The 21,048-nt window shown below is 71.0% G+C and carries 21 protein-coding genes and 1 pseudogene; 4 read left to right on the plus strand and 18 right to left on the minus strand.

Annotated features, from left to right (window positions below; translation table 11 throughout):
• Window positions 1–2,495: 2,495 nt before the first annotated feature.
• The 6 genes and pseudogenes from lgt to MCHLDSM_RS08060 form a co-directional block, all read right to left on the minus strand.
• Window positions 2,496–3,350, minus strand: a pseudogene (lgt, locus tag MCHLDSM_RS40345) (prolipoprotein diacylglyceryl transferase); the annotation flags it as partial.
• On the minus strand, window positions 3,347–4,135 hold the full coding sequence (trpA, locus tag MCHLDSM_RS08040) for a tryptophan synthase subunit alpha (RefSeq protein WP_048469618.1): 789 nt from the start codon (window positions 4,133–4,135) through the stop codon (window positions 3,347–3,349). The pseudogene lgt and the gene trpA, both read right to left, overlap by 4 nt.
• Window positions 4,132–5,394, minus strand: a complete 1,263-nt coding sequence (gene trpB / locus MCHLDSM_RS08045; RefSeq protein WP_048469619.1) for a tryptophan synthase subunit beta — start codon at window positions 5,392–5,394, stop codon at window positions 4,132–4,134. The genes trpA and trpB overlap by 4 nt, the downstream gene beginning before the upstream one ends.
• The gene (trpC, locus tag MCHLDSM_RS08050; protein WP_048469620.1) at window positions 5,395–6,213 is read right to left on the minus strand and encodes an indole-3-glycerol phosphate synthase TrpC; all 819 of its coding nucleotides are present in this window, start codon (window positions 6,211–6,213) and stop codon (window positions 5,395–5,397) included.
• Window positions 6,214–6,285: 72 nt separating this feature from the next.
• Entirely contained in the window at window positions 6,286–6,864 is a 579-nt protein-coding gene (locus tag MCHLDSM_RS08055; RefSeq protein WP_048469621.1) for a TIGR02234 family membrane protein, read from the minus strand.
• Window positions 6,861–8,384, minus strand: coding sequence for an anthranilate synthase component I (locus MCHLDSM_RS08060; protein WP_048469622.1), 1,524 nt, complete (start codon window positions 8,382–8,384; stop codon window positions 6,861–6,863). Before MCHLDSM_RS08060 ends, MCHLDSM_RS08055 begins: the two co-directional genes overlap by 4 nt.
• Window positions 8,385–8,416: 32 nt before the next feature.
• Here MCHLDSM_RS08060 and MCHLDSM_RS08065 point away from each other — a divergent pair, with 32 nt between their 5' ends.
• Window positions 8,417–8,881 carry a peroxiredoxin gene (locus MCHLDSM_RS08065; protein WP_048469623.1) on the plus strand — a complete coding sequence of 155 codons (465 nt, stop codon included), beginning with the start codon at window positions 8,417–8,419 and terminating at the stop codon, window positions 8,879–8,881.
• Here MCHLDSM_RS08065 and hisI read toward each other — a convergent pair.
• From hisI to hisD, 8 genes are read right to left on the minus strand one after another with little or no spacing between them, the layout of a single operon-like run.
• On the minus strand, window positions 8,869–9,216 hold the full coding sequence (hisI, locus tag MCHLDSM_RS08070; RefSeq protein WP_048469624.1) for a phosphoribosyl-AMP cyclohydrolase: 348 nt from the start codon (window positions 9,214–9,216) through the stop codon (window positions 8,869–8,871). The two genes, MCHLDSM_RS08065 and hisI, sit on opposite strands and share 13 nt — an antisense overlap.
• Complete coding sequence (hisF, locus tag MCHLDSM_RS08075; RefSeq protein WP_048469625.1) at window positions 9,213–9,998, minus strand: imidazole glycerol phosphate synthase subunit HisF; 786 nt, start codon at window positions 9,996–9,998, stop codon at window positions 9,213–9,215. The genes hisI and hisF overlap by 4 nt, the downstream gene beginning before the upstream one ends.
• Window positions 9,995–10,813 (minus strand): inositol monophosphatase family protein, encoded by an 819-nt coding sequence (locus MCHLDSM_RS08080; protein WP_048469626.1) that lies wholly within the window; start codon window positions 10,811–10,813, stop codon window positions 9,995–9,997. The genes hisF and MCHLDSM_RS08080 overlap by 4 nt, the downstream gene beginning before the upstream one ends.
• Window positions 10,810–11,562, minus strand: coding sequence for a bifunctional 1-(5-phosphoribosyl)-5-((5-phosphoribosylamino)methylideneamino)imidazole-4-carboxamide isomerase/phosphoribosylanthranilate isomerase PriA (gene priA / locus MCHLDSM_RS08085; RefSeq protein ID WP_109788772.1), 753 nt, complete (start codon window positions 11,560–11,562; stop codon window positions 10,810–10,812). Before priA ends, MCHLDSM_RS08080 begins: the two co-directional genes overlap by 4 nt.
• Entirely contained in the window at window positions 11,559–12,179 is a 621-nt protein-coding gene (gene hisH / locus MCHLDSM_RS08090) for an imidazole glycerol phosphate synthase subunit HisH (protein ID WP_048469628.1), read from the minus strand. The genes priA and hisH overlap by 4 nt, the downstream gene beginning before the upstream one ends.
• On the minus strand, window positions 12,176–12,793 hold the full coding sequence (gene hisB, locus MCHLDSM_RS08095) for an imidazoleglycerol-phosphate dehydratase HisB (protein WP_048469629.1): 618 nt from the start codon (window positions 12,791–12,793) through the stop codon (window positions 12,176–12,178). The genes hisH and hisB overlap by 4 nt, the downstream gene beginning before the upstream one ends.
• Window positions 12,790–13,896, minus strand: coding sequence for a histidinol-phosphate transaminase (locus tag MCHLDSM_RS08100; protein ID WP_048469630.1), 1,107 nt, complete (start codon window positions 13,894–13,896; stop codon window positions 12,790–12,792). The genes hisB and MCHLDSM_RS08100 overlap by 4 nt, the downstream gene beginning before the upstream one ends.
• Window positions 13,893–15,248: a histidinol dehydrogenase gene (gene hisD, locus MCHLDSM_RS08105; RefSeq protein WP_048469631.1), complete on the minus strand. Its 1,356-nt coding sequence runs from the start codon at window positions 15,246–15,248 to the stop codon at window positions 13,893–13,895. Before hisD ends, MCHLDSM_RS08100 begins: the two co-directional genes overlap by 4 nt.
• A 90-nt stretch (window positions 15,249–15,338) precedes the next feature.
• On the opposite strand from hisD, the gene MCHLDSM_RS08110 reads away from it, so the two are divergent.
• Both MCHLDSM_RS08110 and MCHLDSM_RS08115 read left to right on the plus strand, forming a co-directional pair.
• The gene (locus MCHLDSM_RS08110) at window positions 15,339–15,710 is read left to right on the plus strand and encodes a nitroreductase family deazaflavin-dependent oxidoreductase (protein ID WP_048418010.1); all 372 of its coding nucleotides are present in this window, start codon (window positions 15,339–15,341) and stop codon (window positions 15,708–15,710) included.
• Window positions 15,707–16,345 (plus strand): LysE family transporter, encoded by a 639-nt coding sequence (locus tag MCHLDSM_RS08115; RefSeq protein WP_048469632.1) that lies wholly within the window; start codon window positions 15,707–15,709, stop codon window positions 16,343–16,345. Before MCHLDSM_RS08110 ends, MCHLDSM_RS08115 begins: the two co-directional genes overlap by 4 nt.
• 3 nt (window positions 16,346–16,348) lie before the next feature.
• Here the strand turns inward: MCHLDSM_RS08115 and MCHLDSM_RS08120 are convergent, their stop codons facing one another.
• Genes MCHLDSM_RS08120 through nadA form a run of 4 tightly spaced genes read right to left on the minus strand, consistent with a single transcriptional unit; the run spans window position 16,349 to window position 20,267 of the window.
• Window positions 16,349–16,798, minus strand: a complete 450-nt coding sequence (locus MCHLDSM_RS08120) for a hypothetical protein (protein WP_048469633.1) — start codon at window positions 16,796–16,798, stop codon at window positions 16,349–16,351.
• A gap of 3 nt (window positions 16,799–16,801) precedes the next feature.
• Window positions 16,802–17,668 (minus strand): carboxylating nicotinate-nucleotide diphosphorylase, encoded by an 867-nt coding sequence (nadC, locus tag MCHLDSM_RS08125; protein ID WP_048470223.1) that lies wholly within the window; start codon window positions 17,666–17,668, stop codon window positions 16,802–16,804.
• Entirely contained in the window at window positions 17,665–19,227 is a 1,563-nt protein-coding gene (locus tag MCHLDSM_RS08130; RefSeq protein WP_048469634.1) for an L-aspartate oxidase, read from the minus strand. Before MCHLDSM_RS08130 ends, nadC begins: the two co-directional genes overlap by 4 nt.
• Complete coding sequence (nadA, locus tag MCHLDSM_RS08135) at window positions 19,224–20,267, minus strand: quinolinate synthase NadA (protein ID WP_048470224.1); 1,044 nt, start codon at window positions 20,265–20,267, stop codon at window positions 19,224–19,226. The genes MCHLDSM_RS08130 and nadA overlap by 4 nt, the downstream gene beginning before the upstream one ends.
• Window positions 20,268–20,313: 46 nt before the next feature.
• Between nadA and MCHLDSM_RS08140 the strand changes: the two genes are divergently transcribed.
• Entirely contained in the window at window positions 20,314–21,018 is a 705-nt protein-coding gene (locus MCHLDSM_RS08140; protein WP_048469635.1) for an NUDIX hydrolase, read from the plus strand.
• Window positions 21,019–21,048: the final 30 nt, after the last annotated feature.

Genomic DNA, 21,048 nt, shown 5'->3' on the forward strand with positions numbered 1-21,048 from the left:
CCCGCCACCGCCTCCAGACGCGCAGCGATCGCCGCCGACTCCGCCCGCGACGCCGCAGCCATCGCGTCAATCAGCGCCGCAGGATCACGGGAATCGAACATACATTCGATTCTAATTGCGACGGCCGACACCGGCCGGCACCAATTTCCAGCCTGTGGATAACTTTCAGCGGTTCGTGCGCCGACGGATCCACTGCCGGACCCGCTGGCCGACCTCCGTGGGAATGGTTGTCGGAGTGCGGGATTCGCGATAGGCCACGGGCGGTGGCGAGGTCGGCGCGGATGGCTCTGCGTCGGCGGTGAGGGCTTCAGCCGCGTCCGTGCCCTCGACGGCGGCGGTGTCGGAGGCAGATGCCTCGTCATCGGCCGCCGTGGCCTCATCGCTGTCGTCGGCAGCCGGCTCGTCTGACGTCTCCACGGCGTCGGTGCCGCCGCTGGCGACCTCGTGCGCCACGGCAGCATCGTCCACAGGCTCGGCGACGTCGTCACCTTCGGCGGACCCCAGACCCGCCTCGGGCTCGGCAGTCTCGGGCTCGGCCTCATCGGCCAGCGCCTCAGCGGCATCCTCGCCCTCCACGGCGACCGCGTGCGCCACCGCAGCATCGTCANCCCCAGCCCCGCCTCGGGCTCGGCAGTCTCGGGCTCGGCCTCATCGGCCAGCGCCTCAGCGGCATCCTCGCCCTCCACGGCGACCGCGTGCGCCACCGCAGCATCGTCAACAGCCTCGGCGACCTCGCCACCGTCGACCGACCCCAGACCCGCCTCCGGCTCGGCAGTCCCGGGCTCATCGGCCAGGACTTCAGACTCGCTCTCGCCCTCAGCCTCGGGCTCGGCAGTCTCGAGCTCGGCGTCGGGCTGATCAGTCAGCGCCTCAGCGGCGTCCTCGCCCTCCACGGCGACCGCGTGCGCCACCGCAGCATCGTCCACAGCCTCGGCGACCTCGTCACCGTCGACCGACCCCAGACCCGCCTCGGGCTCGGCAGTCTCGGGTTGATCGGTCGGCGCTCCAGACGCGCTCTCGGTCTCCGTCTCGGGCTCGGCAGTCTCGAGCTCGGCGTCGGGCTGATCAGTCAGCGCCTCAGCGGCGTCCTCGCCCTCCACGGCGACCGCGTGCGCCACCGCAGCATCGTCCACAGCCTCGGCGACCTCGTCACCGTCGACCGACCCCAGACCCGCCTCGGGCTCGGCAGTCTCGGGTTGATCGGTCGGCGCTCCAGACGCGCTCTCGGTCTCCGTCTCGGGCTCGGCAGTCTCGAGCTCGGCGTCGGGCTGATCAGTCAGCGCCTCAGCGGCGTCCTCGCCCTCCACGGCGACCGCGTGCGCCACCGCAGCATCGTCAACAGCCTCGGCGACCTCGCCACCGTCGACCGACCCCAGACCCGCCTCCGGCTCGGCAGTCCCGGGCTCATCGGCCAGGACTTCAGACTCGCTCTCGCCCTCAGCCTCGGGCTCGGCAGTCTCGAGCTCGGCGTCGGGCTGATCAGTCAGCGCCTCAGCGGCGTCCTCGCCCTCCACGGCGACCGCGTGCGCCACCGCAGCATCGTCAACAGCCTCAGCGACCTCGTCACCGTCGACCGACCCCAGACCCGCCTCGGACTCGGCAGTCTCGGACTCGGCCTCGGGCTCGGCCTCGGGCTGATCGGCCAGCGCCTCACCGGCAGCCTCACCCTCAGCCACCGGCTGATCATTCAGCGCTTCAGCGGCGTCCTCGCCCTCGACCGCGACCGCGTGCGCCACCGCAGCATCGTCAACAGCCTCAGCGACCTCATCACCGTCGACCGACCCCAAAGCCGCCTCGGGCTCGGCAGTCTCGGGTTGATCGGTCGGCGCGTCTGACTCGCTCTCGGGCTCATCGGTCAACGCCTCCGCGGCATCCTCGCCCTCCACGGCGACCTGGTGCGCCACCGCAGCATCGTCAACAGCCTCGGCGACCTCATCACCGTCGACCGACCCCAGACCCGCGTCCGGCCCGGCAGTCTCGGGCTCAGCAGACTCGACCTCGGACTCGTCGGTCAACGTCTCAGCGACACCCTCACCCTCAACTGCCACCTCGGGAGCCTCGTCCGCCAGATCAACAGCGTCCGCGACCTCGTCTGCTTCCAGTGACTGCGGTTCACCCTCAGGCTCGACGAGCGCCTCGGCCGCTTCCTCACCGTCGACCGCGACCGCGTGCACTTCGGCCGCACCGTCTACCGCTTCAGCGACCTCGTCACCCTCGACGGACCCCAGGCCCGCTTCGGGCTCCACGCTGTCGTCGCGAGGAACGACCAACTCCTCATCGACAGCGACCTCGTCGCCCTCGACGGTTTCCAGGTCCGCTTCCCGCCCGACCAGGACATCGGTCTCGTCGGCGTCGTCCTCGGCCGCCTGCGCCACCGACTTCTCGTCGTCCTCGGCCGCGACGGTCGCCGCGGCGACCACACCTGCCGTCGAGGCGCCGACCGCCAGATCCTTGACCAATTCCTCGGCGCGCGACTCGTCGCCCTCCTGCTTGCCGCGCAGCAGCGCCGGATCCTCGCGGCCCTTCGGCGCGACCATGACGTACACCACCGCGCCGATGAACACGAACGTCGAGGTGAAGGAGTTCACCCGGATGCCCGCCAGGTGCGTCGCCGCGTCGCTGCGCATCAGCTCGATCCAGAACCGACCCACGCAGTACCCGGCCACGTACATTGCGAACAGCCGGCCGTGCCCGATGCGGAACCGGCGATCGATGATCAGCAGCGCCGCGAACACCAGCAGATTCCACAGCAATTCGTACAGGAACGTCGGGTGGACGACCTGGATGAGCTCGCCGGTCGACACCCCGTTCAGCGAGTCCGGCACCCCGGCGGAATTCACCCGCTCGTAGATCTCCAGGCCCCACGGCAGTGTCGTCTCGCGCCCGTACAGCTCCTGGTTGAAGTAGTTGCCGATCCGCCCGATCGCCTGGGCCAGAATGATTCCCGGCGCGATCGCGTCACCGAACGCGGGCAGCGGTATCTCCCGCCGCCGGCAGGCGATCCACGCCCCGATACCGCCCAGCGCCACCGCGCCCCAGATGCCGAGCCCGCCGTCCCAGATCCGCAGCGCGGCCGCGAATCCCGCTCCGTCGGCCCCGAAGTAGGTCCGCCAGTCGGTGATGACGTGGTAGAGCCGGCCACCGATCAGACCGAACGGCACCGCCCACAGCGCGATGTCATAGATGACGCCGGGCTCGCCGCCGCGTGCCACCCAGCGCCGGTCACCCAGGACCAGCGCAGCCACGATGCCGGCGATGATGAACAGCGCATAGGCCCGCAGCGGGAACGGGCCGAGGTGCCACACACCCTGCGAAGGACTCGGGATGTACGCCAAGACCGTCGATGTCACGCAGTGATCCTCTGCCGTACCCCGTCAGCCAGTTCTTCTGTCAATGCCCGCATCGCGGGGACACCGTCGGTCAGCGCCGACACCAGCGCCGACCCGACGATCACCCCGTCGGCGTAGGAGCCGATCTGCGCCGCCTGCTCACGCGACCGCACGCCCAGACCGACACCGACCGGGATGTCGGAGAGTTCCTTGATCCGCTGCACGAGTTCCGGCGCCGCGTTCGAGACCGCGTCGCGAGCACCGGTCACACCCATCGTCGATGCCGCGTACACGAATCCCCGGGACGCATCGACCGTCGCGCTCAGCCGCTCCGGCGTCGAGGACGGCGCGACCACGAAGATCCGGTCCAGGTCGTGCGCCTCCGAGGCGGCCAGCCACTCGTCGGCCTCGTCCGGAATCAGGTCCGGCGTGATCATCCCGAGCCCGCCGGCCGAGGCCAGGTCGCGGGAGAACGCGTCAACACCCTTGCGCAGCACGGGATTCCAATAGGTCATCACCACGGCGTGGCCGCCGGCGTTGCTGATCGCCTCGACAGCCCGGAACGTGTCGTGCACCCGCACCCCGCCCCGCAGCGCGACCTCCGTCGCCGCGGCGATGGTGGGGCCGTCCATGCCCGGGTCCGAGTACGCGATACCGACCTCGATCACGTCGCAGCCCGCCTCGACGAGGGCGACCATCGCGGCGATCGAGGTCTCGACATCCGGGAATCCGGTCGGCAGGTAGCCGATCAGCGCCGCCCGGTCCTCATCGCGGCACGACGCGAAAACGCTTGCCAACCGGCTCATCTGGCGCCGTCCTCGAGCAGCCCGAACCAGCGCGCCGCGGTTTCGACATCCTTGTCGCCGCGACCGGACAAGTTGATCAGGATGATCGCGCCGGGGCCCAGTTCGGCACCCAGCTTCATCGCCCCCGCCACCGCGTGGGCCGACTCGATCGCCGGGATGATGCCCTCGGTGCGGCTGAGCAAGGACAGCGCGTCCATGGCCTCGGTGTCGGTGATCGGCTTGTACTGCGCCCGGCCGATGTCTTTGAGTAGCGCGTGCTCCGGCCCGACGCCCGGATAGTCCAGACCCGCCGAGATCGAATGCGATTCGATGGTCTGGCCGTCCTCGTCCTGCAGCAGGTACGAATACGAGCCCTGGAAGGCGCCCGGCGATCCGCCGGTGAACGTGGCCGCGTGCCGTCCGGTCTCGACGCCGTCACCGGCGGCCTCATAGCCGACCAGGCGCACGTCGGGATCGTCGATGAACGCGTGGAAGATGCCGATCGCGTTCGACCCACCGCCGACGCAGGCGACCACGGCATCGGGCAGCCGGCCGGCCTGGTCGAGCATCTGCGCGCGGGCCTCGAGACCGATGACCCGCTGGAAATCCCGCACCATCATCGGGAACGGGTGCGGTCCTGCCGCGGTGCCGAAGCAGTAGTACGTGCTGTCGGCGTTGGTGACCCAGTCGCGGAACGTCTCGTTGATCGCGTCCTTGAGCGTCTTGGAGCCCGACTCGACCGGCACCACCGACGCGCCGAGCAGGCGCATTCTCGCCACGTTCAGCGCCTGGCGCGCGGTGTCCACCGCGCCCATGTAGATCACGCACTCCAGGCCCAGCAGCGCGCAGGCGGTCGCCGTCGCCACGCCGTGCTGGCCGGCGCCGGTCTCGGCGATGACGCGGGTCTTGCCCATCTGGCGTGCCAGCAGCGCCTGCCCGAGCACGTTGTTGATCTTGTGAGAACCGGTGTGGTTCAGGTCTTCCCGCTTCAGGAAGATCCGCGCGCCACCGGCGTGCTCGCTCATCCGCTCCGCCTCGTACAGCGGGGACGGGCGACCGGTGTAATGCCGCTGCAGCCGGTCCAGCTCGTCGAGGAAGGTCTGGTCGCCGCGCGCCTTCTCGTACGCGGCGGTCACCTCCTCGATGACGGCCATCAGCGCTTCGGGCACATACCGGCCGCCGTAGACGCCGAAATGGCCGCGGGCATCGGGGTCGTGCGACGTGGGTTCGGCCACCGCCGCGCTGGCGCGCGGCAGTTCCGGTCCGAGATGCGCGGTCACTTAGCGCGCAGGTTTCGGGCACGACGGATGCGTGCCGGCGGTGACGAGGTCAGCGACGGCGCTGCGGGGATCCCCACTGGTGACCAGGCCTTCGCCGACGAGCACGGCGTCCGCGCCCGCACCGGCGTAGGCCAGCAGGTCGGCGGTCCCCCGCACACCCGACTCGGCGACCCGGATGACGTTGCTGGGCAGCCCCGGCGCGATGCGGGCGAAGCAGTCCCGGTCGACCTCGAGAGTCTTCAGGTCGCGGGCGTTCACACCGATCAGCTTGGCTCCGGCCTGCAGCGCCCGGTCGGCCTCTTCCTCGGTGTGCACCTCGACCAGGGCGGTCATGCCCAGCGATTCGGTGCGTTCGAGCAGGGACTCCAGAGCAGGCTGTTCGAGGGCCGCGACGATCAGCAGCAGCAGGTCGGCGCCGTGGGCGCGGGCCTCGTGGATCTGGTACGGCCGCACGATGAAGTCCTTGCGCAGCACCGGAATCGACACCGCCGCGCGCACCGCGTCCAGATCGTCGAGCGAGCCGTGGAAGCGGCGCTGCTCGGTCAGCACGCTGATGACCCGCGCGCCGCCGTCCTGGTAGGCGCGGGCCAGCTCGGCGGGGTCGGCGATGGACGCCAGCGCCCCGCGCGACGGGCTCGCGCGCTTCACCTCGGCGATGACCGCGATGCCCGGCGCACGCAGCGCGGCCATCACGTCCAGCGGCGCGGGTGCGCGCTTGGCCTGTTCTTTGACCTCGGCCAGGCTGACGACGGCTTCGCGAGCGGCAACGTCAGCACGGACCCCGTCGAGAATGGAGTCGAGGACGGTTGCCGAACCCATAGCTGTCGTTTCCCTTCCCCTGACGGCCGTTTGATTCTTTACGAAGGGTAGTCGCCACCACACCACAGCCCGTCACCGCCCCTTGTTGTCCGGGGTGGTCGGGTCCTGCCCGGCGTCGAGCGCGTCCCAGATCATCCGCTCCGACATCGCGGCGCCGCGCTCCTCGGCCTCGGTGCGACGCCGGGTGTACCGCGCCGCGTCGGCGCCGCCCCGCGTCGCCGATCTGAGCAGCAGCACCGCGCCGACCAGTGACAGCGCCGCCGCGACCAGCGTCAGCACCGCGCCCGTCGAGTACCGCTCGGTGCCCACCAGGTCGGTGATCGGCACCTCGGCCAGACGCGCCGCCCGGGCCGCGACGTCGGGCACCACCCACAGGCTGATCGCCAGGTAGCCCATCGCCGCGCTCGCCGCCGCCACCAACACCGCCAGGATCCGCAGCACCCAGCCCCGCACCGCCAGGCCCGCCACCGCAGCCGCCAGCACCACCAGCGCCAGCGGGATCAGCGCGGTGGACCAGGTGGCACCGGTGAGCTCGTCGGTCTTGGGATGGGTGAGGCCGTCGAACGAGGTGACCTCCACCCACGTCAGGCGCGACGCGCCCCACAGCCCGGCCGCGGCCACCACCAGCAGGAGCTGCCCGAGGCGGGTCACGGTTCGCTCAACGTCTCGGCCGCCGCTATCGCGCTCAGCACCGCCCGGGCCTTGTTGGCCGCCTCGTTGTACTCGTACGGGCCGTTGGAGTCGGCGACGACGCCGCCGCCCGCCTGCACGTAGGCGGTGCCGCCACGCATCAGCGCGGTGCGGATCGCGATCGCGAAGTCCGCATTGCCGGCGAAGTCCAGGTAGCCCAGCACACCGCCGTACAGGCCGCGACGGGTCTTCTCGACCTCCTCGATCAGTTCCATCGCCCGCACCTTCGGCGCCCCGGACAGCGTGCCGGCCGGGAAGCAGGCCGTCACCGCATCGAGCGCGGTCCTGCCCTCGGCGAGCATGCCCGTCACCGTCGACACCAGGTGCATGACGTGGCTGTAGCGCTCGATGTGGCTGTAGTCCTCGACCTTCACGGTGCCCGGTGTGCACACCCGGCCCAGGTCGTTGCGGCCGAGGTCGACGAGCATCAGGTGCTCGGCCCGTTCCTTCTCGTCGGCGAGCAGTTCCTTCTCGAGCAGGACGTCCTCCTCCTCGGTGTCCCCGCGCCAGCGGGTGCCCGCGATCGGATGCGTGGTGGCCCGCCCGTCCTTGACGGTGACCAGCGCCTCCGGGCTGGACCCGACAATCGAGAAGTCCAGTGCGCCTTCGGTGTTCGGCACATTGAGCAGGTACATGTACGGGCTGGGGTTGGTGACGCGCAGCATCCGGTAGACATCGAGGGGATCGGCGTCGGTGTCCATCTCGAAGCGCTGCGACGGCACCACCTGGAAGGCCTCGCCGGCCTCGATGTCGCCGACGAGCTTGTCGACGATCGCGGTGTACTCCTCGACGGTGCGCTGCGACCGGTGCACCGGCGCCGGCCTGCTGAACGTCGCGACCGTCGAGGCCAGCGGTTCGCCCAGCGCCGCGGTCATCACGTCGAGCCGCGCGACCGCGTCGTCGTACGCCTCGTCGACGCGCTCATCGGTGCCGTTCCAGTTCACCGCGTTGGCGATCAGCGTGATGGTGCCCTCGTGGTGGTCCAGCGCCGCGATGTCGGTGGCGAGCAGCAGCACCATGTCCGGCAGCCCGAGGTCGTCGACCGCGAGCTGGGGCAGCCGCTCGAGCCGGCGCACGAAGTCGTAGGCGAAGTAGCCGACCAGCCCGGACGACAGCGGCGGCAGACCGGGCAACGCCGCGGTCTCCAGCAGCGTGAGTGTGGCGCGCAGCGCCTCGAGCGGATCACCGCCGACGGGGGCGTCCTGCGGGGTGACGCCCAGCCAGGCGGCGTGGCCGTCGCGCACGGTCAGCGCAGACGGGGCGCCGGCGCCGACGAACGACCACCGCGACCAGGACCGCCCGTTCTCCGCGGACTCCAGGAGGAACGTTCCGGGCCGGTTCGCGGCGAGCTTGCGGTACGCCGAGAGTGGCGTCTCGCTGTCGGCGAGCACCTTGCGGGTCACCGGCACCACACGGTGCTCGGCGGCCAGCGCCCGGAAGTCCTCACGCGACGTTAGAGCGAGGCTGGCGGTGGACTGCACACCGGCATTGTCCCAGAAGTACGGTGAGAACCATGAATCGTGGCGACACCGTGGCCGAGTTCGAACTGCCGGACCAGACGGGGACGACGAGGAGCCTGACCGGGCTGCTCGCCGAGGGGCCGATCGTGCTGTTCTTCTACCCGGCGGCGATGACGCCCGGGTGCACGAAGGAGGCGTGCCACTTCCGCGACCTGGCCGCCGAGTTCGCCGCGGTCGGCGCCACCCGGGTGGGCATCAGCGCTGACCCGGTCGACAAACAGGCCAAGTTCGCCGATCAGCAGAAGTTCGACTACCCGCTGCTGTCGGACACCGACGGCGTGGTGGCGACGCAGTTCGGCGTCAAGCGCGGCCTGCTGGGCAAGTTCATGCCCGTGAAGCGCACGACGTTCGTGATCGACACCGACCGCACCGTGCTCGATGTCATCGCCAGCGAGTTCAGCATGGACACCCACGCCGACAAGGCGCTCGAGGCGCTGCGCAAGCGTCAGTCGGCCTGACCCAGCAGCAGGTCGGCGTCGAAGCAGGTGTGGTCGCCGGTGTGGCAGGCGCCGCCGACCTGGTCGACTTCGAGCAGCACGGTGTCACCGTCGCAGTCCAGCCGCACCGAATGCACCCGCTGGGTGTGGCCGGAGGTCGCACCCTTGATCCACTGCTCCCCGCGCGAGCGCGAAAAGTAGGTCGCCTCACGGGTTTCCAGCGTGCGGGCCAAGGCGTCGTCGTCCATCCACGCGACCATCAGCACCTGGCCGGTGCCGCGCTCCTGCACGACGGCGGCCACCAGGCCGTTGGCGTCGCGCTTGAGCCGCGACGCGATCGCCGGGTCGAGAGTCACCTCACCACAATCCCTTCAGCCGCCATTGCGGCCTTCACCTGACCGATGGTCAGCTCCCGGAAGTGGAACACGCTGGCCGCGAGCACCGCATCGGCTCCTGCAACAACCGCGGGCGCGAAATGTTCCACCGCGCCGGCACCGCCGCTCGCGATCACCGGTACCGACACCGCGCGGCGCACCGCACGCAGCATGGCGAGGTCGAACCCTGCCTTGGTGCCGTCGTAGTCCATCGAGTTCAGCAGGATCTCTCCGACGCCGAGTTCGGCGCCGCGGGTGGCCCATTCCACCGCGTCGATGCCGGTCCCCCGCCGACCGCCGTGCGTGGTGACCTCCCAGCCCGACGACGTGGGTTCGGCACCCGCGGGCACGGTGCGCGCGTCGACCGACAGCACGATGCACTGTGATCCGAACTGCCGGGAGAGCTCGGAGAGCAGTTCCGGGCGAGCGATCGCGGCGGTGTTCACCGACACCTTGTCCGCCCCGGCACGCAGCAGCATGTCGACATCGGCCACCGAACGCACCCCACCGCCGACGGTCAACGGGATGAACACCTGTTCGGCGGTGCGCCGCACCACCTCGAGCATCGTCGAGCGGCCCGACGACGACGCCGTCACGTCCAGGAACGTCAACTCGTCGGCGCCCTCGGCGTCGTAGACGGCGGCCAACTCGACGGGATCCCCGGCGTCGCGCAGGTTCTCGAAGTTGACCCCCTTGACGACGCGGCCGGCGTCGACGTCCAGGCAGGGGATCACCCGGGTCGCGACATCACCCCCGGTGCTCACAGGTAGTCCTTCGGATTCCCCGCCGCGGCGACGATCTCGAGCATCTGCTCGTGCACTCCTGGCGCGGCCACCAGCGCCGAGGGCGCCGTCACCGTCCACGGCTCCCCGGCGAGGTCGGTGACGATGCCACCGGCCGCCTGCACCAGCGCGACGCCCGCAGCGTGGTCCCAGATGTGATGGCCGAAACTGATTGCGCCGCCGAGGATTCCAGCAGACACGTAGGCGAGGTCGATGCCGGTGGCCCCGTGCATGCGCATCCGCGAACACTGCCTGCTGAGGTTGGCCAGCACCGTCGCGCGGTACCGGCCGGGGTAACGCCCCCGGGAATCGATGTTGAAGGTGCCGGTGCCGACGATCGCGTCGCCCACGTCACCGCGCTCCAGACGCGCCAGCTCGTCGCCGTTGCAACGCACCGGGCCACCGACGATCGCGGTGTAGCGCTGCGCCATGAACGGCAACCACGTCAGGCCGAGCACCGGCTCGCCGTCGACCAGCAGCCCCAGCAGGATCGCCGCCATCGGCGACCCCGCGGCGTAGTTGAACGTCCCGTCGATCGGGTCGAGGATCCACACCATCTCCGAATCGACCGACTCGCCGCCGAACTCCTCGCCGTGCACACCGATACCGGTCAGCCGTTGCAGCTCGGCGACCACCCGGCGTTCGATCGCGAGGTCGACCTCGGTGGCGAAGTCGTCGCCCTTCTTGGCGACCGCGGAGTCGGCGCGATGCCCGGCGACGAACTGCGTCGAGGCACCGTCGAGGATGCCCGCAGCCGTGTCGAGCAGCTCCGAGAGCTGCCGGTCGTCGAGGGTCACGCGTCGACCGCGGCCAGCGCCTGCGGCAGCGTGAATCGACCGGCGTACAAGGCTTTCCCGACGATCGCACCCTCGACGCCGACGCCGGTCAGGGTCGCGATCGCCCGCAGGTCGTCCAGGCTCGACACCCCGCCGGAGGCGATGACCGGGGCGTCGGTGCGCTCGCACACCGCCGACAGCAGGTCGAGGTTGGGCCCGTTCAGCGTGCCGTCCTTGGTGACGTCGGTGACGACGAAACGCGAGCAGCCTTCCGCGTCGAGGCGGTCGAGCACCGTCCACAGGTCGCCGCCGTCGGTCTCCCAGCCACGGCCGCGCAACCGATGCGCACCATCGGTGATCAACACGTCGAGCCCGACCGCGACCTTGTCACCGTGCTCGGCGACCACGCGGGCGCACCACTGCGGGTTCTCCAGTGCCGCCGTGCCCAGGTTGACCCGGGCGCACCCGGTGGCCAGCGCCGCGGCGAGGGACTCGTCGTCGCGGATACCGCCGGAGAGCTCCACGGCCACATCGAGCGTGCCGACCACCTCGGCGAGCAGTTCCCGGTTGGAGCCGCGACCGAACGCCGCGTCGAGATCCACCAGGTGGATCCACTCGGCGCCGTCGCGCTGCCACGTCATCGCCGCATCCAGGGCCGAGCCGTACTCGGTCTCGCTGCCCGCCTGTCCCTGCACCAGGCGCACGGCGCGCCCCTCGACCACGTCGACGGCGGGCAACAGGACCAGCTTCGGTGCGTTCACGCCGGTCAACTTAGCGCCCCGATCCAGTTGGACAGCAACTCGGCGCCGGCGTCCCCGCTCTTCTCGGGATGGAACTGGGTGGCCGACAGCGGACCGGCCTCGACGGCGGCCAGGAACGGGACGTGGTGGGTCGCCCACGTCAGCACTGCACCGGGGTCGCCCTCCCACTGCTGGGCGGCGTAGGAGTGCACGAAGTAGAACCGGGTGGCCGGATCCATGCCCGCGAACAGCACGCTGTCCGCGGGCGCGTCGACGACGTTCCACCCCATGTGCGGGATCACCGGCGCGTCGAGCCGGACCACCGAGCCCGGCCACTGCCCGCAGCCCGTCGTCTCGACGCCGAACTCCACGCCGCGGGCGAACAGGATCTGCATGCCCACGCACACGCCGAGCACCGGTCGGCCGGCCGCGACACGGTCGGCGATGATCCTGTCGCCCCCGACCTTGCGCAGCCCGGTCATGCACGCCTCGAATGCGCCGACGCCCGGAACCACCAGGCCGTCCGCGGCCATCGCGGCATCCCGGTCGGCGCTCACCTCGACCTCGGCGCCGACGCGCTCGAGCGCCCGCTGGGCCGACCGGAGATTCCCCGAGCCGTAATCCAGCACCACGAGTTTGGCTGTCACAGCGTCCCTTTGGTCGACGGAACCCCGCTGACCCGCTCGTCGTACTCCACGGCCTGGCGCAGAGCACGCGCCACGGCCTTGTACTGCGCCTCGGTGATGTGGTGCGGATCGCGGCCGTACAGCGTTCGCACGTGCAGCGCGATGCGCGCGTTGAACGCCAGGGATTCGAAGACGTGCTTGTTGACCACGGTGTGGTACGGCGCCCGCGATCCCGCGATGGTGAAGCTGACCATGAACTCCGGTTCCCCGGTGTGCACGAAGTACGGCCGACCCGACACGTCGACCGCGGCATGCGCCAGCGACTCGTCCATCGGGATGAACGCGTCGCCGAAGCGGCGGATGCCCGACTTGTCGCCCAGCGCCTGTCCGAGCGCCTGGCCGAGCACGATCGCGGTGTCCTCGATGGTGTGGTGGCCCTCGATCTCGATGTCGCCCAAGGCTTTCACCGTCAGGTCGAAGCGGGCGTGGGTGCCCAGCGAGGTGAGCATGTGGTCGAAGAACGGCACGCCGGTCTCGACACTCACCTGTCCGGTGCCGTCGAGGTCCAACTCGACGACGATGTCGGATTCCTTGGTCTTGCGTTCGACCTTCGCGTACCTGTGGGGACGGGTCACTTCACTCCTTGTCGGGCGCTGGCGTTCAGCAGCGCGTCGTTCTCCTCGGCGAGGCCGATGGTGGTGCGCAGGTAACCGGGGATGCCGACGTCGCGGATCAGCACCCCGTCGTCGAGGTAGCCCCGCCACGTGGCGGCGGCGTCGGCGAAGTCGCCGAACAGCAGGAAGTTCGCGTCGCTGGGGATCACGCGGAAACCCATGCCGGTCAGGGCCGCCGACACCCGCTCGCGTTCGCTGATCAGCGTCGCGACACTGCCGAGGGTGTCGTCGGCGTGGCGCAGGGCGGCCCGCGCGGCGGCCTGGGTGAGCGAGGACAGGTGGTACGGCAGGCGCACCAGAAGCATCGCCTCCACGACGGCCGGCGCGGCGACCAGATAACCCAGCCGGCCCCCGGCGAACGCGAACGCCTTGCTCATCGTGCGCGACACCACCAGGCGGGTCGGGTACTCGTCGATGAGCCCGATCGCGCTGGGCTGCGACGAGAACTCGCCGTAGGCCTCGTCGACGATCATCACGCCCCCGGTCATGGCGTCCAGCAACTGCCGCAGGTCGTCGAGCGAAACACTCTGTCCCGACGGATTGTTGGGGCTGGTGACGAACACGACGTCGGGAGTGTGCTCCTTGATCGCGGTGGCCGCCACGGCCGCGTCGAGGCCGAAATCGTCCGCGCGGTGCGCGGCCAGCCAGGACGTCTGCGTGCCGTCGGCGATGATCGGATGCATCGAGTAGGACGGCACGAACCCGATCGCGCTACGACCCGGGCCACCGAAGGCCTGCAGCAGCTGCTGCAGGATCTCGTTGGAACCGTTTGCGGCCCAGACGTTTTCGACACCCACCTGGACACCGGTCTGCGCGCTCAGGTAACCGGCCAGGTCGGTGCGCAGCGCCACGGCGTCGCGGTCGGGGTAGCGGTGCAGTTCGGCGGCAGCCTCGCGCACCGACGCGGCGACGTCGTCGATCAGCGCCTGCGTCGGCGGGTGCGGGTTCTCGTTGGTGTTGAGCCGCACGGGCACGACGAGCTGCGGGGCGCCGTAGGGGGATTTCCCGCGCAGGTCCTCGCGCAGCGGCAGCGCGTCGAGGGTCACGGTCTCGCCGGGGGTCACCTCTCGAACCTCCGACGCACGGCTTCGCCGTGGCTGGGCAGGTTCTCGGCCTGCGCCAGCGTGATCACGTGACCGGCCACGTCCTTGAGTGCCGCCTCGGTGTAGTCGACGACGTGGATGCCGCGCAGGAACGTCTGCACCGACAGGCCGCTCGAGTGGCGCGCGCAGCCAGCCGTGGGCAGCACATGGTTCGACCCGGCGCAGTAGTCGCCGAGGCTGACGGGCGCCCACGGTCCGACGAAGATCGCGCCGGCGGACCGGACCCGGCCCGCCACGTCGGCGGCGTCGACGGTCTGGATCTCGAGATGTTCGGCGGCATAAGCGTTCACGACGCGCAGGCCGGCGTCGACGTCGTCGACGAGCACGATCGCCGACTGCTCGCCGCTCAGCGCGGCGGTCACCCGCTCGCGGTGCACCGTCGTCTCCAGCTGTACAGCCAGCTCGGCGTCCGTCGCATCGGCCAGCGCGGTGCTGTCGGTGACCAGCACGCTGGCGGCCATCTCGTCGTGCTCGGCCTGGCTGATCAGGTCGGCGGCGACGTGCACCGGGTCGGCGGTGTGGTCGGCCAGGATCGCGATCTCGGTCGGACCGGCCTCGGAGTCGATGCCGACCTCCGAGCGGCAGATCCGCTTGGCCGCGGTGACGTAGATGTTGCCGGGCCCGGTGATCATGTCGACCGGGGCGAGTTCGGCGCCGTCGGTGTCGGTGCCGCCGTAGGCGAGCAGCGCGACCGCCTGGGCGCCGCCGACCGCCCACACCTCGTCGACGCCGAGGAGCGCGGCGGCGGCCAGGATCGTCGGGTGTGGCAGGCCCTCGAAAGGTTCGGGGTTGGAGGCCTGCGGCGGGCTGGCGATCACCAGCGAGTCGACGCCGGCGGTCTGTGCCGGGACGACGTTCATCACCACGCTGGACGGATACACGGCGTTGCCGCCCGGCACGTAGAGGCCCACCCGTTCCACGGGGACCCAGCGTTCGGTGACGGTCGCGCCCGGGCCGAGCGTGGTGGTGGTGTCGGTGCGGCGCTGGTCGGCGTGCACGGCGCGGGCCCGGTCGATGGCGACCTCGAGGGCGGCGCGGACGCCGGGATCGAGCTCGGCCAACGCGGCCGCCAGCCGGTCGGCGGGCACCCGCACCTGGTCGGGCCGCACGCCGTCGAAGGAGGCGCCGTACTCGAGGGCCGCGTCGGCGCCGCGGTCCGCGACCGCCTCGACGATCGGCCGGACCGTGGGCAGCACCGCGTCGACGTCGACGCCGCCACGGGGCAGCGCGGTGCGCAGACGGGCCGTCGACAGCGTCGCACCACGCAGGTCGATGCGCCGCAGGAGCCGTGGCGATACATTCACGCTGACCATTGTCCCAGAGCAGCACAAATCAGTATCGGAGGCGTCGTGTCCGATCGACCGAGCAGAAGCAGCCACCCCAACAACGCGCCCGGCGTGCCGATGATCTTCCCGCCGTGGTTCGAGCGGCTGCAGATCAAGTACATCAACCCTCTGCTGCGTCCGCTGTCGAAGCGGATGCCGGGCCTGGGCGTGATCAAGCACCGCGGCCGCACGTCCGGCAAGGATTACGAGACGATCGTCACGCCCTACCGCAAGGGCTCGGTGCTGGCGATCGGGCTCGCGCACGGCAAGACGAACTGGGTGAAGAACGTGCTCGCCGCCGGTGAGGCCGACATCCGGATCGGGGCCAAGGAACTGCACCTGGTGCGGCCGCGGGTGCTGCCCGCCGGCACCACGGACCCGTCGCTGCCGCGGATGGCGCAGGTGGTGGCGAAGCGCTCCGGGGTGTTCGTCGCCGACATCGCCTCATGAGCACGCAGATGTGGCTGGCGTTCTTCGGCGCGGCCATCCTGATCGCGGTCTCCCCCGGCGCCGGCGCCATCCAGTCGATGGCCACCGGCCTGACGCACGGGGTGCGCCGCGGCTACTGGAGCATCATCGGCCTCGAGATCGGCCTGATGCTGCAGCTGACACTCGTCGCGGTCGGCCTCGGCGCCGCGGTGTCCAATTCGATCCTCGCGTTCACGATCATCAAGTGGGTGGGCGTGGCCTACCTGGCCTACCTGGCGGTCCGGCAGTGGCGCACCGCCGCGGTGGACCTGCGCACCCAGGTCGACCGGGTGGTCGCCGGCGGGCGTGCGTCGCTGGTGGCGCGGGGCTTCCTGGTCAACGCGACCAACCCGAAGGGTCTGCTGTTCTTCCTCGCGGTGATGCCGCAGTTCGTGGTGCCGACGGCGCCGCTGCTGCCGCAGTACGTCGCGATCGGGGTCACGATGGTCGCCGTGGACCTGGTGGTGATGGGTCTCTACACGGGGCTGGCGGTCCGGCTGCTGACCTGGCTTCGGACCCCGCGCCAGCAGACCGTGCTCAACCGCGTGTTCTCCGGGCTGTTCGCCACCGCGGCGGTCGTGCTCTCGCTGCTGCGCCGGGGCCCCGCCACCATCTGAGGGCTAGCGGCAGCGATTGCTCACGGCGGCACTGGCGGCCTCCGCGGCCTCCAGCCGCTTGGCCTGCGCGGGATCGGTGTTGGGCACTCCCGCGGTGGCCGCCGCGCCGATGTCCATCAGCGCATCGGCGAACCTCGTCACCTCGGCGGCCAGATCGCCCGGCGTGGCGGGGTCCAGGCGCGCGAGCAGGTATTGCCCGCCGTCCGACAGCGCCAGCCGGGCGTTGGCGGCGGCCGCGAGCGCCCCGCCGACGTCGCCGGGCGGCGTCACATTGGTGTTCGTCGCGACCCCGGTCCGGACGGTCGCGAAGGCGGTGCAGATCGTGGCCGTCGCCTCAGCGCGCTGGGCGTCGGTGTAGTCGGCGCCGTGGTCGAAGGACCGGACCAGCGCGGCCGCCGAGACTCCCAGCGAGAGCAGTGCCACGGCCAGCGCCGCGGACGGGGGTACGCGCATCGGCTACAGATCCAGCCCCAGGTCGAGCACCCGCACCGAATGGGTGAGCGCGCCGACGGCGAGGTAGTCCACGCCGGTGCCCGCGTACTCGGCGGCGGTCTCCAGCGACAGCCCGCCGGAGGACTCCAGCTTCGTCTCCGGTGATCGGGCGGCGCGCCGCTGGACGGCGATCTGCGTCTGCCACACCGGGAAGTTGTCCAGCAGCACCAGTTCGACCCCTTCGGTCAGCACGTCGTCGAGCTGCTCGAGCGAGTCGACCTCGACCTCGCACGGCAGATCCGGGGCGACCGCCCGCACCTGGCGCAGCGCGGCCACCACCGAGCCGGCGGCGGCGACGTGGTTGTCCTTGATCAGCGCCGCGTCGCCGAGTCCCAGCCGGTGGTTCACACCCCCGCCGACCCGCACGGCGTACTTCTGCAGCGAGCGCAGGCCCGGCAGCGTCTTGCGGGTGTCCCGGATCTGCGCCGACGTCCCGGCCACCGCGTCGACCCAGGCCGCCGTGGCGGTGGCGATACCCGACAGGTGGCAGAGCAGGTTGAGCATGGTCCGCTCGGCGGTCAGCAGGCCACGCGTCGGACCCTCCACGGTCAGCGCCGCACCGCCCGCCTCGAGCCGGGTGCCGTCGGGCACCTGATGCGTCACCCGGTAGCCGTCGGGGCCGAGCACCTCTTCGAACACGATGAGCGCGAGCTCCCCGCCCGCGATCACCCCCGGTTCGCGGGCCACCACCGACGCCGTCGTGGCGGCGTCGGCCGCCACGGTGGCCAGCGTGGTGACGTCGGGCCCGTACCGCAGGTCCTCCTCCAGCGCGCGGCCGATCAGCACACGGGCGTCGGTGAGCTCGTCGGCCGACAACGTCGTGGCCCTCATCGGCACCCCGCTGCCACCGGAGCGCAGACGATGCTGGCCGCCTGCGCCGGGTCGGTGTCGGGGAAGTCGCGCCGGTGGTGGCTGCCGCGGGTCTCGGTGCGGGCCCGCGCGGCGGTGGCGACGGCGCCGGCCACCGTGGTCAGCGCGGCGTCCTCGAAGGTGCTGCGCGAGTTGATGATTCGCGAAGCCGCCGAGTCGAGTCGATCGATCAGCAGACCGAGCCCGGCGTCGTCGCGGACGACGGAGGCGTGCCGGCTCATCGCCTGCTGCAGCTCGGGGCGGGCGAGCACGGGCCGGGGCGACGGTGCCGGCGCGACCAGCCGGGCCGAACCGGCGTCGACGGCGTGCTCCGCAGCTGCGACTCCCGCACGGCCGCCCACCACCAGACCTTCCAGCAGGCTGTTGGAGGCCAACCGGTTTGCGCCGTGCATCCCGGTGCGGGCCACCTCGCCGGCGGCGAACAGACCGGGGATCGCGGTGCGGCCGTGGACATCGGTGACCACGCCCCCACAGCTGTAGTGCGCACCGGGAACGACCGGGATCGGCTGTGTTGTCGGGTCGATGCCTGCCGCCCGGCAGGCAGCCGTCACGGTCGGGAAGCGACGTGCCACCTCGACCACCCCCCGCGCGTCGAGATAGACGCAGGCATCGCCGGATTCGGCCAGCCGCGCCTCGATAGCGGCGGCGACGACGTCGCGCGGGGCCAGATCACCCATCGGATGCACCCCGGAGGTCACCGAGTTGCCCTGTGCGTCGATCAGTCTGGCGCCCTCGCCGCGCAGTGCCTCGGTGACCAGCGGTCGCCGCCCGCCGGCCGGGCCGGTGTAGAGCATGGTCGGGTGGAACTGGACGAACTCGACGTCGGAGACCGGTACACCGGCCCACATCGCCAGCGCCACCCCGTCGCCCGTCGACCCCTCGGGGTTCGTGGTGGCCTGATAGAGGTGCCCCGCCCCGCCGGTCGCCAGGATCACCGAGGGCGCGTACACGGCGCCCGGGCCGTCCTCGCTGAGCACCGAGACGCCGGCCACCGCGCCGTCGTCGATCAGCAGATCGAGCGCGACGTGATTGCGGCGGATGTCCAGGTGGGCGGCGGCGTGGTCGAGGGCGCGCTGCACCTCCGCGCCGGTCGCGTCGCCACCGGAGTGGATGATGCGTCGCCGGGAATGCCCACCCTCGCGGGTCAGCGCCCACTGGCCCGGCGCGGACTCGTCGAAATGGGCTCCGGCGCCCACCAATTCGGCGACGGCCCGGGAGCCGTCGGCGACGATGGACCGCACCGCCGCGGGATCGCACAGCCCGGCGCCCGCGGCGAGCGTGTCGGCCACGTGGGCGTCGATGGAGTCACCGTCGGCGTGCACGCCGGCCAGGACGACGGCGATGCCGCCCTGGGCGTAGAACGTGGCGGTCTCCCCCGCCTTGCTCAGCAGGACGACCGTGCGGCCCCGGCGGTGTGCGGCCAGCGCGGCGGCCAGCCCGGCCACCCCGGTGCCGATCACGACGACGTCGGCGCGGCGGCGCCAGATGCCGGCGCCGCCGCAGCCGGTGGCGGCGGTCATTCCCCGCCGCCGGGCTGCCCGATCTCGATCATCCGGGTCACGCTGCGACGGGCCGCAGCCGCGACATCGCGGTCGACGTCCACCTCGTCGGCGCCCTCGACCAGGCAGCGCAGCAGCGCCGCCGGCGTGATCATCTTCATGTATTTGCAGGAGGCCCGGTCGTTGACGGCCTGGAAATCGATACCCGGTGCGGCACGGCGCAACTGGTGCAGCATGCCGACCTCGGTGGCGACCAGCACCTGCTTCGCGTGCGAGGCCTTGGCGGCGTCGAGCATCCCACCGGTGGACAGGATCTTCACCCGGTCAGACGGGAAGGCGCCCTCGCCGGCGAGGTACAGCGCCGAGGTGGCACATCCGCATTCGGGGTGGACGAACAGCTCCGCATCGGGGTGGCTGCGGGCCTGCGCGGCGAGTTCGTCGCCGTTGATGCCGGCGTGCACGTGGCATTCGCCGGCCCAGACGTGCAGGTTCGTGCGGCCCGTCATGCGGCGCACGTGCGCGCCGAGGAACTGGTCCGGGCAGAACAGCACCTCGCGGTCGGCCGGGATCGACGCGACGACCTCGACGGCGTTCGACGACGTGCAGCAGATGTCGGTCTCGGCCTTCACCGCGGCGGTGGTGTTGACGTAGGACACCACGACGGCGCCGGGATGCTCGGCCTTCCAGGCGCGCAACTCATCGGCGGTGATCGAGTCGGCCAGCGAGCAGCCGGCTCGCTGGTCGGGAATCAGCACGGTCTTGTCCGGCGAGAGGATCTTGGCGGTCTCGGCCATGAAGTGCACGCCGGCGAACACGATGGTGTCCTCGGGCGCCTCGGCGGCGATCCGCGACAGGGCCAGCGAGTCACCGACGTGGTCGGCGACGTCCTGGATGGCCGGCAGCTGATAGTTGTGCGCCAGCAGCGTCGCGCCCCGCAGGTCGAGAAGTCGGCGGACCTCCGCCGCCCAGGCGGCGTCGCCCTCGACGCCGGAGAAGCCCTCGGGGCCGTCGACGATCTTGTCGGCCAGCGCGGCGTCGAAGGATCCCGTGAGTACGGTCATCGCCGTCTCCTTCACTCATCCAGGTTTTCGACTTACAATCGAAAACATGCCATATCGTAGCACTCACCACGAGGTCCTGGCCGCGGTGTTCCAGGTTCGTCCGCAGCAGGGCTCGGCCACCGGCGGGAAACCGGTGCTTCACGTGCTGTTATGGCAGCGGGCCCTGGATCCGGAGCGCGGCAGGTGGTCCCTGCCCGGCGGCCGACTGGGTCATGACGAGACGCTGACGGACTCGGTGCGGCGCCAACTGGCCGAGAAGGTCGACCTGCGTGAACTCGCCCACCTCGAGCAGTTGGCGGTGTTCTCCGACCCCGACCGGGTGCCGGGCGATCGCACGATCGCGTCCACCTTCCTGGGCCTGGTGCCCTCCCCCGCGACGCCCGAACTCCCGTCGGACACGCGCTGGCACCCGGTCAGCGACCTGCCGCCCATGGCGTTCGACCACGGCCCGATGGTCGACCACGCGCACAACCGGCTGGTGGCCAAGTTGTCGTACACCAACATCGGATTTGCCTTGGCACCAAGCGAATTCGCGCTGTCGACGCTGCGGGACATCTACAGCGCGGCACTCGGGCACCCGGTCGACGCGACCAATCTGCAGCGGGTGCTCGAGCGTCGCCATGTCATCACCCGGACGGGCACCACCGCCCGGTCGGGCCGCAGCGGGGGCCGTCCGGCCGCCCTGTACCGCTTCGCCGATCCGCGCTACCGGGTGACCGACGAATTCGCTGCCTTGCGCCCGCCCGGGTGAGTCGGCTGGCTTCTTAACGCCTTCTTAAGT

It is taken from the genome of Mycolicibacterium chlorophenolicum (assembly GCF_001044235.1).
GTDB lineage: Bacteria > Actinomycetota > Actinomycetes > Mycobacteriales > Mycobacteriaceae > Mycobacterium > Mycobacterium chlorophenolicum.